Annotated in this window: 11 protein-coding genes; 2 read left to right on the plus strand and 9 right to left on the minus strand. The window is 65.6% G+C overall.

Going from position 1 to position 14,410, the window contains the following annotated elements; translation table 11 throughout:
• Nucleotides 1-209: 209 nt before the first annotated feature.
• The 6 genes from ACWESM_RS32685 to prpD form a co-directional block, all read right to left on the minus strand.
• The gene (locus ACWESM_RS32685; RefSeq protein WP_452495059.1) at nucleotides 210-1,922 is read right to left on the minus strand and encodes an acyl-CoA dehydrogenase family protein; all 1,713 of its coding nucleotides are present in this window, start codon (nucleotides 1,920-1,922) and stop codon (nucleotides 210-212) included.
• A 317-nt stretch (nucleotides 1,923-2,239) separates the two neighbouring features.
• On the minus strand, nucleotides 2,240-3,151 hold the full coding sequence (locus ACWESM_RS32690; RefSeq protein ID WP_397280877.1) for a cutinase family protein: 912 nt from the start codon (nucleotides 3,149-3,151) through the stop codon (nucleotides 2,240-2,242).
• A gap of 608 nt (nucleotides 3,152-3,759) precedes the next feature.
• The gene (locus ACWESM_RS32695; protein WP_452495060.1) at nucleotides 3,760-4,452 is read right to left on the minus strand and encodes a DUF6069 family protein; all 693 of its coding nucleotides are present in this window, start codon (nucleotides 4,450-4,452) and stop codon (nucleotides 3,760-3,762) included.
• Between the two features lie 249 nt (nucleotides 4,453-4,701).
• A complete protein-coding gene (locus ACWESM_RS32700) occupies nucleotides 4,702-5,853 on the minus strand; it encodes a bifunctional 2-methylcitrate synthase/citrate synthase (protein ID WP_452495122.1) in 1,152 nt (383 codons plus the stop codon).
• A gap of 26 nt (nucleotides 5,854-5,879) precedes the next feature.
• Nucleotides 5,880-6,794: a methylisocitrate lyase gene (gene prpB, locus ACWESM_RS32705; protein ID WP_364433681.1), complete on the minus strand. Its 915-nt coding sequence runs from the start codon at nucleotides 6,792-6,794 to the stop codon at nucleotides 5,880-5,882.
• Nucleotides 6,794-8,296: a 2-methylcitrate dehydratase PrpD gene (gene prpD, locus ACWESM_RS32710; protein ID WP_452495063.1), complete on the minus strand. Its 1,503-nt coding sequence runs from the start codon at nucleotides 8,294-8,296 to the stop codon at nucleotides 6,794-6,796. Before prpD ends, prpB begins: the two co-directional genes overlap by 1 nt.
• A gap of 167 nt (nucleotides 8,297-8,463) precedes the next feature.
• On the opposite strand from prpD, the gene ACWESM_RS32715 reads away from it, so the two are divergent.
• The gene (locus tag ACWESM_RS32715) at nucleotides 8,464-8,895 is read left to right on the plus strand and encodes a DUF2083 domain-containing protein (protein WP_452495065.1); all 432 of its coding nucleotides are present in this window, start codon (nucleotides 8,464-8,466) and stop codon (nucleotides 8,893-8,895) included.
• A gap of 20 nt (nucleotides 8,896-8,915) precedes the next feature.
• On the opposite strand, the gene ctaD is transcribed toward ACWESM_RS32715, so the two are convergent.
• Both ctaD and ACWESM_RS32725 read right to left on the minus strand, forming a co-directional pair.
• Complete coding sequence (ctaD, locus tag ACWESM_RS32720) at nucleotides 8,916-10,613, minus strand: aa3-type cytochrome oxidase subunit I (protein ID WP_379253502.1); 1,698 nt, start codon at nucleotides 10,611-10,613, stop codon at nucleotides 8,916-8,918.
• A 28-nt stretch (nucleotides 10,614-10,641) separates the two neighbouring features.
• On the minus strand, nucleotides 10,642-12,435 hold the full coding sequence (locus ACWESM_RS32725) for a thiamine pyrophosphate-requiring protein (protein WP_452495067.1): 1,794 nt from the start codon (nucleotides 12,433-12,435) through the stop codon (nucleotides 10,642-10,644).
• A gap of 158 nt (nucleotides 12,436-12,593) precedes the next feature.
• Between ACWESM_RS32725 and ACWESM_RS32730 the strand changes: the two genes are divergently transcribed.
• The gene (locus ACWESM_RS32730; RefSeq protein ID WP_452495069.1) at nucleotides 12,594-13,097 is read left to right on the plus strand and encodes an FAD-binding oxidoreductase; all 504 of its coding nucleotides are present in this window, start codon (nucleotides 12,594-12,596) and stop codon (nucleotides 13,095-13,097) included.
• 198 nt (nucleotides 13,098-13,295) lie between these two features.
• On the opposite strand, the gene ACWESM_RS32735 is transcribed toward ACWESM_RS32730, so the two are convergent.
• Complete coding sequence (locus tag ACWESM_RS32735; RefSeq protein ID WP_452495071.1) at nucleotides 13,296-13,811, minus strand: hypothetical protein; 516 nt, start codon at nucleotides 13,809-13,811, stop codon at nucleotides 13,296-13,298.
• Between the last annotated feature and the right edge of the window lie 599 nt (nucleotides 13,812-14,410).

A 14,410-nucleotide genomic window follows, 5' to 3' on the forward strand; every position in this document is an offset into this window, starting at 1 on the left:
TTGGTCACACTCTCGGTCCTGACCTCGACGCCCACGCCAACCTCCACAAATTCTCAGCGAGCTGCCCACCGGCGAACCGCGCGCTCGGTCATCGCCCGCACGGCGAAAAGTTATTCGAAATTCACAGAGAAGCGTACGGGAACAGGTTCCTGCGCAATCTCGACCGTCCTCGACGGCGACGGCGTGCGCCGTCGAGGAGGGGCAGCCGGCTACGGGTTCATTTCGAACACGCCCGCGTGGCTCATCACCTCGTCGTGCAGGCGCGCGGTTCGCTGGACGTCGATGATCGGCTTACGCAGCACGCTCAGCGCCCAATCCTGTTGAGCGGTGGTCGAGGAGGCTTTCGAGAAGACTCCCAGCGCGTACGAGGAGAAGTCGCGCACGAATATCTCGAAGATCGAGTCCACAATGTCCTCGGACGCCCCTTTGATCTCGGCTTGTTCCAGGATGAGCTGTCCGTAAGGCAGCAGCGTGAACAATTCCCCCACCGCGAGCTGATAGTCCAGATCCTCGAGTTGGGCCGGGGTAGGCGGTGCCTGCACGGGGAAATGAGTGAAGCGCTCGGCTTGCTCGACGAACAATGCCACGTTGGGCAGGTGCCGATAGCGTTCGTACGCCGGCCGCCAATCCGCGAATCGCACTGCGCCCAACCCCGCCGCGCCCGGTTGCCGGAACAGCGACTCGTCGTCGCCGGGATCCCGTCGCACCGGGACCGGCGGCAGTTCCGCGGGGTTGAACAAGAAGTTCGGCATGAATTTCAACGTCAAGGCCATATTGACGTGTGCGGTGCCCTCCAGCCGTGGCATCGAGTCGATGGTGCCGCGTGCCGTCGCGAAGTAGGAGTCCTTCTCGAATCCCTTGGCGGAGATGACATCCGAGAGTTCACGGAACACGCGCTCGGCCTCGCGAGTGACCTTCATCTTGCCGATGGAGTTGAACATCACGAAGCGGCGGTCCTCGGGGGTCGAGCAGCGCATGTAGTCGATCGCTCGTTCGTGGTAGAGCCGCATGGCGGTCATGCGCACGTAGCTGTCGCTCAGGATCTGGCGCACCTGCGGGAAGTCCGTGACAGGGTGCCCGAACAGGACCTTGGCGGCGGCGTGGTTGATCGTCTCATAGAAACAGTGCTCCACGATCCCCAACGCGACCATGCCGATGTTGAACTTGCCGAGGTTGACCGCGGCGAGCGCGGAGTCGAACGCCTTGCGGCCTACGTGGAGTACGTCGTCGGCCGAGACGGGATAGTCCACCAGGTCGTAGGCGGAGACGAAGTTCTGCCCGTGGATGACGTTCTTGACCAGCCGGTAGTTCTGGTGCTGGCTGTCGGCGATGAACCAGACGTACGCGTCGGAACCCTCCAGGTCGGTGCGCCTGCCGATGGTCGGCACGATCCTGGCCACGTTGCCGTTGCCGATGTAGTACTTGCTGCCCGTGGCGGTGAAACCCCCTGCGCCATCGGGAGAGAGCAGCATATCGGTAGCGTAGATGTCGGCGCCATGGTCCTTTTCCGACAGCCCGAACCCGATGATCCCGCCGCGGTCGAGTTCCTCGGCCGCACGCAGATGCGCCTTGCCGTTGGCGCTCTGCCAGATGGTGGCGAGGCCGAGCGTGGAGACGCCCCACGCATACCAGTACTGCGATCCGTAGAAGCCGGTGATCTCGTTGAACCGGGAAATGAACGCGGTGTCCCAGCGCTTCTCCGGATCCGCGCCCGAACTCGCCCGCGGGGTCGCCATGTAGGCGATGATCCGGCTCTCCGCCAGGAACCGCATCCAGTCCTCGTACCACTCCGCTCGGTGCGCGTCGCTGGTGAGCGCCTGCTTGCCCTTCCGCTCGAAGAAGTCGACCACCGACCGTAGCCGAGCCCGCGTGGCGGGATCGAACTCCTCGAACGTCTCGGTCTTCGGGTTGAACAGGGCCATGACGCACCTTTCGAACTGACGGCAAGTGCCTTCAATTTAGAACTGACGGCAGCTGCCGTCAATCATCGGACGGGGCTCGGCGGTACAGGCGACGGTAAGCGGTCAGCGTCTCGGCGAGGTGTTCGACGACCTGGTCGCGTGTCGCGGGCAATGTGCCGTTCGACCAGGCCGAGAACAGGCCCGCACAGGCGCACGCCATCGTGGACCGCGGCCAGGTCGCGGCGCACCGGATCCCGGATACCGGTGCAGAAGTGCACTCGGATCAGGCGCGGTGGATACCGGCTCCAGCGGCGAGGTGCTCGTTACCGAACGGAGGGTCAGGAACTCGTCGCCTCGATGAGGCGCTGGCGCAGCCAGGTCAACGGCGTGGCCGCATCGGGGCCGATGGCGTACGCGGGATAACTCTGGTGGACGCCGGACTTCAGGAATTCATCGATCTGCCGCTTCCGCTGTTCGTAAGCGGAGGCGTTGAGCTGATCGGACAAGAGACCGAGGCCTCCCGCGGCCAGTGCGTCACCGATGATTTCGATTGCCTGCCGTTGGTATTCACCCATGTTGCCGGGATCGGGATTCGACAGTTGCACGAAGAAGCCGGCGATGCGTCCGGCGAAGTCGCCGTCCGGCATCGCGCAATACAGGTCACCCGCGATGCAGAAGGTGTAGGTCCGCGTGGTGAGCCAGCCGAAACCCCCTGCGCGAGGGCCGATCGCGCCCGCACCCGGGACAGGCGGCCCGATCAGAAGGTCGCCGGGTGAGCGACGAGGATCGGAGATCAGCCCGACCAGCACGACCCGGTGTGGCGGCACCACGCCCAGTCCGGTACCGATTTCGGCCGCGAGATCACCTGCCGCGTCCGCGCCTTGACTGTAGCCGAGCAGCGCGATCCGGGTGGCCCCGCACAGCTGGACCATCGCCGATACCAGGACGCGCGCTTTGTCGATCGCCTCCTGTTTGGAGCGACCGTACACTTCGCTTTCCCATGGGAAAGCCGTTGCCGCGTAGGGGACATAGTCGACCTGGACATCCCCGGGTAGATCATTCAGGCTCAGCGCGAGCATTCCTTTGCCCGGATCGGTGTTGGACGTTTCCCACGTTCCGGGAATCGCCACGACGTACAACTCTGGGCAATGGGCCGGTGCGCCGTCCGAAGCGGACACGACACCGAGATGAACGGTGGTCACCGCCACGGCTACCAACGCAGCGGCGATCGTCTTCCATCGAGCGAGCATCGAATACCTCAGGCGCTCATCACGGTAGCCGCAGGAAATCCGTCATGCCGTTCGGGCCGCACCGAGTTCGACGCCTCGGAGACCGGTTGCTCCGGATCGTGATCGCACAACGGGTTTCGACGCCGCGCCGCCTGAGTCCATCCATACCTGCGCCACTCCTCATTGAGCCGAGCACCGATCATGCGAGCACAAGGACGACCACACGTCGGCAGAGTATAAGAATATCCATTAACATAATGATCGTCCAGCGTCCCGCCTCGGCTCATCGCAACCCAGTCTCAGTCGCCCGGCTTCCGGAGACATCAGCCAGTGCGAGTACCGTCCATTCCCACTGCTGTAGTGGTTTTCTCGCATCCCGACGACACAGCTTGCGGCACCACGTGCGTCGTTACCGCGGACGACAGGCCCTGCCGTCACCACCAATGGTGGCGGTAGGGTGAATAGGCAGTCACATACCCAGCGGATGGGTCGGCAAGCCGAGTGAAGGTGCACCCCCCTCGGTCAACCGCGCTCCCACACCCGACGTATCCTCCGATGCCACGGCCACCCCCGAGCAAGGATGGGCATCCGGCTCCGGCAGCGCGCGTGCAAACACTGCGCAGGGTCGATCACCGGGGCACGATGCTCTTCGCGCCCACCATGCGCACGAGGCTGAGGATCGGGAGCCCGATCACCAAATGTTCGATCCCGGTGGAGATGCCGACCCAGAGGTCGCTGGACAGTGCCAGAGGAATGATCACCGCCGCGGCGGTCAGAATGCCCACGATCCAGCCGAAGAACAACTCCGGCGACGGAGTGCCCAAGCGCAACAGATACCACAGCACCCCGCCCAACAGCGCACAAATGAATGCCACCACGGCGAACCAGTACGCATCTTGGGCCATCGGGTTCCACACCCCGAACTTGCCGCTCTCGCTCACCCGGGTGGCGATGATCTCGATGATCCAGGCGCACAACCACGCCGCGAGCGCGGTTACCACCGCCGCGGCGATCACACCGCCGACGAACATGCCGATATTGACGTCCGGCTCCTGCCGCGACCGAGGTTGCCTCTCCGGGCGTTCGGAGTGCTGATACGCGCCCTGTCCCTGGTCCTGGCCGTATCCGGACGCCTGGTCGTATCTGTGATCCTGGTCGTATCTGTGATCCTGGGCGTACCCGTGATCCTGGGCGTACCCGTGATCCTGGCCGTATCCCGAGGCCTGGCTGTACCCGCGATCCTGGCCGTACCCGGGATCACGGTAATCGCCCGGCTGATAACCGGCTTCATAACGTGCGGTGTGCTGGTCGCGCGGATTCATGGGATTCAACCGCCGATCACCTCCGTGGAGAGCTTGCGTGTGCGTCGAGTGTAGGGCGGGGCCGCAAGGGCCGCTGCCCCCTATTGAATTCCCGTTGCGCGCAGTCGTCACACACAGGCCAGCGCCGCCATGGCGGAGATCAGTAAGGTGCCGGACTCCGATCGGTTCTGAGGAGCGCCGTGGCCCAGCCGACAACTCCTCCCGGTTCCCGGCCGATCGCACCTGAGCACGATCCGCGGTGCGGAAAGTTCAGGCGACGACCGTCCGTTGCGGGACGCCCACGTATTCGCTCAGTGGCCGGATCAACGCGTTGGATTCGCCCTGCTCGATGATGTGCGCGGTCCAGCCGGTGATGCGGCTCATCACGAAGATCGGGGTGAACACCTCGATATCGAAACCGAGCAGGTAGTAGGCGGGGCCGGTCGGGAAGTCGAGATTCGGTTCGATGCCGGTGGCCTCGCGCATGGTGCGCTCGAGGACCTCGTATATACGCACCCACTTCTGGCCGTCGGTCGCCGCGGCGATATCCAGGAAGGCTTTCTTCATGGTGGGGACGCGGGAGTCACCGTTCTTGTAGACGCGGTGGCCGAAGCCCATCACCTTCTCCTTGCGCGCCAGCTTGTTACGCAACCATGCCTGGGCCAGCGCGGGGTCGTCGATCTCCAGCATGTCGTGCATGACGGCTTCGTTCGCGCCGCCGTGCAGGGGCCCTTTCAATGCGCCGATGGCGGCGGTGACGGCGCTGTATATGTCCGACTGCGTGGAGGTGACGACGCGGGCGGCGAAGGTGGAGGCGTTGAAGCTGTGCTCGGCGTAGAGGATCAACGACACTTCGAACGCTTCCACCAACGCGCGCGACGGGATGGTCCCGAAGCACATGTTCAGGAAGTTCTCCGCGTACCCCAGATGGGAATGCGGTGCGATCGGGTCCAGGCCATGGCGACGGCGATAGTCGGCCGCGACGATGGTCGGCAGCACCGCGAACATGCGAAGAGCCTTGGCGCGGTTGGCGTTCGCCGAATTGTCGTCTTCGGCCGGGTCTTCCGCGCCGAGGTAGCTGATGGCGGTGCGGACCACATCCATCGGGTGGCAGGTGTCGGGCAACTTGGCCACCAGCGACAGCAGTGACCGGTCGGCCCGGCGGGCCGCGCGTTCTCGCTGCTGGAACCGCTCCAGTTCGGCGTCCGAGGGCAACTCGCCGTACCAGAGCAGATACGCCACTTGCTCGAAACCGCAGTGCGCGGCCAGGTCCTGTACGGCGTAGCCCCGGTAGGTCAGAGAGTTGGTTTCCGGCGCAACCCTCGAGATGGCGGTGGTGTCGACGACGACGCCTGCCAGGCCTTTGGCTATGGTCGGTACCGCGGCCTCCGGCCCACCCGTCGCCCGACCACCGCCCCCCATCGAATCGCTTGGCGATGCGGTGTTCATCACTGGTTCCTTCCCAGAGTGAAATCGAAGATGTCGGAATCGAATTCGTTGTATCGCTCGTACTGGAGAAGCTCGTACAGGCGAGAGCGGGGCTGCATTCGATCGAGCAAGCCCGATTGCGTGCCCTGCTCGAAGATCTCCCGCAACCCGGCCTCGGCCGCGAACATCGCCAACCGCAGGGTGGACACCGGGTAGATCACCGCGTTGTAGCCGATCCGCTCCAGTGTCGCCGCCGGGATGAGTTCGGACTTACCGAACTCGGTCATATTCGCCAGCAATGGAATGGGCATCGCGGCCCGGAACTTCTCGAAATCCGCGACGGTGCGCAACGCCTCGGTGAAAATCAGGTCCGCGCCCGCTTCGGCATAGGCCCCGGCCCGATCGATCGCGGCGTCGATGCCTTCGATCCCGGCGGCGTCGGTGCGCGCGCAGAGGACGAAATTCGGATCCCGCCGGGCGGACACCGCGGCCCGGAGCCTGCGCACCATCTCCTCGACCGGCACCACAGCCTTGCCGTCGAGGTGACCGCACCGTTTCGGATTCACCTGATCCTCGAGATGGCAGCCCGCGATTCCGGCGTCTTCCAGCATCGAGACCGTGCGCGCGGCGCTCATCGGCTCGCCGAAGCCGGTGTCGGCATCGATGAGCACCGGCAGATCGGTCACGCGCGCGATCTGCCGACCGCGCTCCGCCACCTCGGTCGAGGTGGTGAGCCCGATATCCGGCAGCGCCAGATCGGCCGAGACCACCGCGCCGGAGACATACACGCCTTCGAAGCCGATTTCTTGAATCAGCTTGGCTACCAGCGGATTGAACGCACCCGGGAAACGCTGGATCGTTCCGGAGGCCAGCCCCGCGCGGAACGCGGCGCGTTTGTCGGCGGCCGGCGTGGCCGCGGCCAGCAGACCGGTCATCAGAACAGTCCCTTCGGCAATTTCGGCGCCCGCGCGAGTACCTCGTCGGAGACGGTGAAGTTCAACTGACCCAGTTCCTCGGCGGACAGCTGCGGGGTGCGCTGGGCCACGTCGAGGAAGCGGTCCTGCTCGCCCGCGTCGATCACTCCCTCGGCCAGCGTCCGGAACTTGGCGATGTACTGGTCCCGGGTGAATGGCCGCGCGCCGAGCGGGTGCGCGTCGGCGACCGCGAGTTCGTCGACGATCACCTCGCCGCTCTTCAGCGTGACCTCGACACGGGCGCCGAACGCCTTCTCGTTCGGGTCGGTCGAGTGATAGCGCCGGGTCCACTCCGGGTCCTCGGCGGTGGAGATCTTGCGCCACAACTCGACGGTGTCGGGCCGCTGCGCACGTTCGGGGGCGTAGGAGCGCTCGTGGTGCCAGGCGCCGTCCTGCAGGGCGACGGCGAAGATGTACATGACGGAGTGATCGAGGGTTTCGCGGGACGCTGTCGGGTCGAACTTCTGCGGATCGCCCGATCCGGTGCCGATCACCACGTGCGTGTGGTGGCTGGTGTACAGCACGATCGAGGCGATCCGGTCCAGGTCGCCGATCCGCTCACGCAACCGGCGCGCCAGGTCGATCGGCGCCTGGCTCTGGTATTCGGCGGAATGCTCCTTGGTGTAGGTGTCGAGTATGCCGCGCTTGGGTTCACCCGGGCCGGGCAGCGGCACCGAATACTCCTTGTCGGGGCCGCCCAGCAGCCAGGCGATGACGCCGTCCTCCCCTTCCCAGATCGGCGACGGCGCGCCTTCACCGCGCAGGGCACGATCGACCGCTTCCACCGCCATCTTCCCGGCGAAAGCGGGTGCGTAGGCCTTCCAACTGGAGATTTCTCCCTTGCGCGATTGCCGGGTGGCGGTGGTGGTGTGCAGTGCCTGACCGATGGCCTGATAGATGGTCTCGATGTCCAGGCCGAGCAGCGTGCCGATACCGGCGGCGGCGGAGGGGCCGAGGTGGGCGACGTGGTCGATCTTGTGCTCGTGCAGGCAGATCGCCCGCACCAGGTCCACCTGGATCTCGTATCCGGTCGCCAACCCGCGGATCAGATCCCGCCCGCCGCGTCCGGCATGCTGGGCTACCGCCAGGATCGACGGGATGTTGTCGCCGGGGTGAGAGTACTCCGCGGCCAAGAACGTGTCGTGAAAATCCAGTTCGCGCACGGCCACGCCGTTGGCCCAGGCCGCCCACTCCGGCGAGCATCGACCGTCGACGCCGAAGACGGTCGCGCCCGGCTGGTACGGGTGCGCCAGCGCCTGGGCGCGCGCGTTGGCCACCGGACGACGCGTCACCGACGCCGCCGCGACCGCCGCGTTGTCGATGATCCGGTTGACGATCATCTCCTCGGTCTCCGGAGCGACCGCCACCGGGTCCGCGGCAACCTCGGCGATCCGCCACGCGAGGTGCTCCTCGCGGGGGAAGTGCTCAGCGGAGCGGCGCGTGCGGACGAAGTGGTTTTTCACGACGGAAGCCTCCAGATCATCAATTTCCGGGTTTCTTTTCGCACACTACCCACGCCTATGCACGCGGGAAATCCGTTACAAATGCCGAATTTTGCGTACCGAAATCAGCAAATTTGTGGAAATTGCGAACTCTTGTGGTGCTACATTCGCGAGCATGCAGAAGATGTATGCGGGCGGACGGCTGCGCGCACTGCGCGAGCAGGGTCGGCGGCAGCTGCCCGCTGTGGGTCGTCCACGAAACCTTCACCGCACCCGGTCGGATCCGTACCCAGATCGCCGAGATGCCCGACGGACGCAAATACCTCTGGCCGGCCCGAACCACCGACGAGAGCACCCCCGGATACCTCTCTCCCAGAAGGGATTTCGCGATCGGTCTGGGATGCGACCTCGCCTACGCCGACAAGCTCGTCTACTCCCACGGCCTGCCCATCCACGACGACACCTCCGCGGTGCCCATCGGCGCGGGCTGCAAGATCTGCGAACGCCCCGACTGCGCCCAGCGCGCCTTCCCGCAACTCGGGCGCGCGATCCGGGTCGATGAGAACCGCGCCGCCAACATCCCCTACACCCCGGCCGACCATCGCGGCGAACCGCGATGATCACACCAGCTTCATGCCACCTACGAGCCCCAGCCGACGTACGATTCCGCGCGCATCCGTTCTCGCATGTGTGGGTAGTGGAGTTCGAAGGCCGGGCGTTCGGATCTGATACGGGGGAGTTCGTAGAAGTTGTGCCGAGGAGGCGGGCAGGTCGTGGCCCATTCGAGTGAATTTCCCCCGCCCCAGGCGTCGTCCACGGTGACGACCTCGCCGTAGCGGTAGCTGCGGAACGCGTTCCATACGAACGTGACCATCGAGACGCCCAGAATGAACGATCCGATGGTCGAGATGGCGTTCAGCGCGGTGAACCCGTCGGTCGGCAGATAGTCGGCGTACCGGCGGGGCATACCCTCGGCGCCCAGCCAGTGCTGGACCAGAAAGGTCGTATGAAAGCCGACGAATGTCGTCCAGAAATGCAGCCTGCCCAGGCGTTCGTCCATGTAGCGCCCGGTCATCTTGGGGAACCAGAAGTAGATTCCGCCGAAAGTGGCGAAAACGATCGTGCCGAACAACACGTAGTGGAAGTGGGCTACGACGAAATAGGTGTCGTGAATCTGCCAGTCCAATGGCGGGCTGGCGAGGATGACGCCGGACAGTCCGCCGAACAAGAAAGTGACGATGAAGCCGACGGCGAACAGCATCGGGGTCTCGAAAGTCAGGTTCCCCTTCCACATGGTGCCGATCCAGTTGAAGAATTTGACCCCGGTCGGCACCGCGATCAGGAAGGTCATCATCGAGAAGAAGGGCATCAGCACCGCCCCGGTCGCGAACATGTGATGCGCCCATACCGCTGCCGACAGCACTCCGATCGAGATGGTGGCGTACACCAGAGGTCCATAGCCGAACAGGGGTTTGCGGCTGAACACGGGGAGGATCTCGCTGATGATCCCGAAGAACGGCAGTGCCACGATGTAGACCTCGGGGTGCCCGAAGAACCAGAACAGATGCTGCCAGAGCAGGACGCCACCGGTGGCGGCGTCGTAGATGTGCCCGCCGAGATGCCGGTCGTAGGCCAGCGCCATCAAGGCGGCGGTGAGAATCGGGAACGCGAGCAACACCAGCACGCTGGTCACCAGGATGTTCCACCCGAACATGGACATGCGGAACATCGTCATGCCCGGCGCGCGCAGGCAGACGATGGTGGTGATCATGTTCACCGCGCCGAGAATGGTGCCCAAACCGGATACGACCAAGCCCATGATCCACAGATCGGCTCCGGGGCCTGGCGCGTGGATGATGTCGCTCAGTGGCGTATACGCCGTCCATCCGAAATCAGCCGCGCCGCCGGGTGTCACGAATCCGGAGACCACCATCGTCCCGCCGAACAGGAACAGCCAGAAGCTCAAGGCATTCAACCGTGGAAATGCCACGTCGGGTGCTCCGAGTTGCAGCGGAAGGACCGCGTTGGCGAATCCGAACACCGTCGGAGTCGCATACAGCAGGAGCATGACGGTGCCGTGGATGGTGAACAGCTGGTTGTACTGCTCGGGTGAGAGGAACTGCAGGCCCGGCCGTGCCAGTTCCGCGCGCATGAGCAGCGCCATCAGACCGCCGAGCAAGAAGAAGGCGGTCGCGGCGACGAGATACATGATGCCGAGCACCTTCGGGTCCGTCGTGGTGACCAGCCGCCACAACACCGAGCCCTTCGGAGCCGTCCGCGCCGGAAACGGCCTGGTCGGTGTGACCTGCGGTGCGAGTGGATACGACACCTGAGTCATCGATACTCCTCACCTGCTACCGGCGAGATCACCCGCGGTGGCCGGGGACGAATTCCTGGGCCTTGGCTTTCGCGCCTTGTGCCACGAGATGCCATGCGTCGGGGTCGCCCCGCAGCACCGCTTCGGCGGTGGATTTCATCTGGTCCCAGGTGGCGTGCGGTGGGATCGGCGGTACCTCCGGATCGCAGCGGACGTCGAGCACCGTGGGCCGCTCGGCCGACAGCGCCGCTTCCCAGGCGGGCGCGAGGTCGTTCGGGTCGTCCACGGCGATGGCGCCCAGGCCGTACGTGCGGGCGAGTTCGGCGTAGGAGACCTCCGGCAGCGACTGCGATTCCTCGAATTTCGGCGCGCCCCCCATCGAGCGCAGCTCCCACGTGACCTGGTTCAGGTCGTTGTTGTGGAACACGCACACCACCAGCCGTGGATCGCGCCACTGCTCGTGGTAACGGCTGATGGTCAGCAATTCGCCCGCGCCGTTCATCTGCATCGCACCGTCACCGACGAGAGCGACCACCGGCCGGTCCGGGTGGGCGAACTTCGCGCCGATCGCGTACGGCACACCGGGCCCCATGGTCGCCAGCGTCCCCGACAACGAACCCCGCATCTGCCCGCGGAACCGCAGACAGCGGGCATACCAGTTGGTGGACGACCCGGAGTCCGCGGTCACGATGGCGTCCTCCGGGATGTACCGCGACAGTTCCCACACCACCCGCATGGGATTGACCGGCTTCGCGTCCAGCAGCGACTGGCGTTCGATCGTGTCCCACCAGCGCCGCACGTTGGATTCGATCGTCGTCCGCCAGCTGCGATCGGACTTGCGGCTCAGCAGCGGAAGCAGTTCGGTGAGTGTTCGTTTCGCGTCACCGACGAGGTTGACCTCGGTGGGGTATCGCATGCCGATCATGGCGCCGTCGATGTCGATCTGCACCGCACGCGCCTGACCGAAGTCCGGAAGGAACTGCGAATAAGGGAAATTCGATCCGATGATCAACAGGGTGTCGCAGTCGCGCATCAGTTCATAGCTGGGCCGGGTACCCAGGAGCCCGATGGATCCGGTCACGTACGGCAGGTCGTCCGATAGCACGTCCTTGCCGAGCAGGGCTTTGGCCACCCCGGCTCCAGTGATCTCGGCCAGCTCCATCACCTGCTCGGCGGCGTCCCGGGCGCCTTGCCCGACGAGGATCGCCACCCGCGACCCGGCGTCGATGATCTCGGCGGCTCGTTCTATGCCTGCGCGATCCGCGGTGACCGTGGCATGCAGTGCCGAAGGCGGGCTGGATGGCACTTGCTTGAACGCGTGCTCGGGCGGCTGATAGCGCTCCTCCTGCAGATCGGAGGGGATGATCAGCGCCGTGGGGGCCCGGCGGGTGGTCGCGATACGGAACGCGCGGTCGAGCGCGTTGGGCAATTGATCGGGAACGTTCACCTCGACCAAGTAGTCCGAGGCGACATCCTTGAACAGGCTCTGCAGATCGACTTCCTGCTGATAGCTGCCGCCCATCGCGCTGCGCGCGGTCTGCCCCACGATCGCCACGACCGGCACGTGATCGAGTTTCGCGTCGTAGAGGCCGTTGAGCAGATGGATCGCTCCCGGACCCGACGTGGCAGTGCAGACGCCGACCTCGCCGCTGAACTTCGCGTAGCCCACCGCCTGGAACGCGGCCATCTCCTCGTGGCGCGCCTGAATGAAGGCGGGTTTGTTGTCGGCCCGCCCGAACGCGGCGATCAAGCCGTTGATGCCGTCGCCCGGATAGCCGAACACCTGCTGCACGCCCCAGTCACGCAGCCGTCGCAAGACATAGTCGGCGACCTGGTCAGCCATGTCGTTCTCCTGTCCGCCTTCGAGGTGTCGTCTCCGGGGCCGATTACCCCGGCCGGCGGCCCTCAACCCGAGGCATACGCGGCGACCGGACGGGTATCCGCGCGGTGTTCTCGTCTGTTCCGATGCTCACCTGCCGTCGTCGAGAGGATGTGCCCGAAATGGCGCGTTCGCTTCAATTGCCCGGCCATCACAGCGCTTCCGGTCGTTCCAGATGGCCGTTGGAGGCACTGCGCGCGGAACTCACCGAGCGGATCGACGGCGAGGTTCGATTCGACTCAGGAAGCCGCGCGACGTACTCGACGGATGCGTCCAACTATCGCGCCGTCCCCCTCGGGGTGGTCGCGCCGCGCACACCGGAGGACGCAGCCACGGCGGTCGCCGTCTGTCGCGCGCACGACGTGCCGGTGGTGTCGCGTGGTGGCGGCACGAGCCTGGCCGGGCAATGCCGCAACGCGGCGATCGTCATGGACCGGAGTAAATACTGCACGCGTGTGGTGTCGGGGGACCGTGCCGCCGCCACCGCCGTGGTCGAGCCGGGCATCGCGCTCGACCGGCTCAACACCGAGCTGGCATCCACCGGCCTGATGGTCGGCCCCAAGCCGTCCACCCATGTCAGCTGCACGACCGACAGCTCTCGCCGCGCTTCCGGCTCGACGGAATGAGAGCACGGCCCGGCCGGTGAAGGCCCGGGCGGCGACATGCCCTGACGTCCATACTTTTTCATCACCCGCCGGTCCACCGCGATTGCGGCGGACGCACCCGGTGCACGCGATCGACCGACGAGGCTCCGGGCTGCTCGACGAGCGGGATGGGCCATCGGAGGTCGATCATGGTCGCCGTGTGCAGCGTACGTTGGCGTTTCATGATCGGGGCCCGAGCTCCGGCGCGCCGATCGATACCGTCACGGTGCAATCGCCGGGGCCGAGCGCCGCCAGCATGCCGTTGCGAACGGTGGCGGCGAGCGGCTGGAGCAGTAGCGCGACGCAGAGTTCGATCGTGAACTCCCCCACCGGGTTTCCGTCGATGGTGACATCCAGGCACGGATGGTAGGTCTGGGTGATCTCGTGTTCGAACAGCGTCACCTGCTCGGCTCCGCCCGCACTTGTACGCATCGCCGCCATGCGTAGCCGGTCGTAGCGGCGCCAACCCTCGATCGCGACAGTGCCCAAGTCGACCTCGAGCAGCCCATCTATCGTCTCGGCCACCTCGTGCAGCGCCGCCGACTCCAGTAGTGCGGCCACGCCCGGCGCCCGGCGCAGTGCCAAGTGTTCGGCGCCCCTTTCGTGCAGGCGCTCGGCCAACTCGCCCACACCGACATCGTGCGGAGCGTTCTGGAACAGTACTGTCCGAGCCCTGATCAACGCTGGACTTGTCATCCGAATACCTCCTTGACATTCAGCCATGGCTCGCGGGCCCGCAGCCGCACCCGGACGTCGGGAGCGCGGGCGACCTGGCGAACGTGGATGGATGGGGGGCCGTCCGCGACCACACGCACATGTACCCGTGGCAGATGCGGATCCTCATCGTGCGACGCGCCGCCCGGGCGTTTCCCGCGACCCCGTATGACCAGAGCCGCGGCACCGAGGGCAAGGAGGAACCCTCCGAGGCCCACTATGCCGATGGGGCCGGTGTCCGGGTTGCCCGCATCGGCTTGTCCCAGAGGAGGCGGAGGCTCGCCGGGCGGTTCCGGGATTCCGGCTCCGTTGGATGTGGGGACGAGCCGCGCGGGTGATATCTCCACGGACGTCTTCGCGACAATGCGCTGAGAGGTTCCCGCACAGGCGGCGGGGATGGAGTGCAGACCCAGTGCGGCTCCCTGTGGCACATCGACGCGAGCATCGAACGAACCGCCCTGAACCTGGGCGGTCACCGCCGCGGACCAATCCGGAAGCACCCGCACCAGGTCGCAGGGCCAGCGTTCGCCGTGCACAGTGATCACGGTGCCGCGTTCCGCAGTGGCCGGCGCGGTGAGAAC

The sequence above is a fragment of the Nocardia sp. NPDC003999 genome, assembly GCF_053604885.1.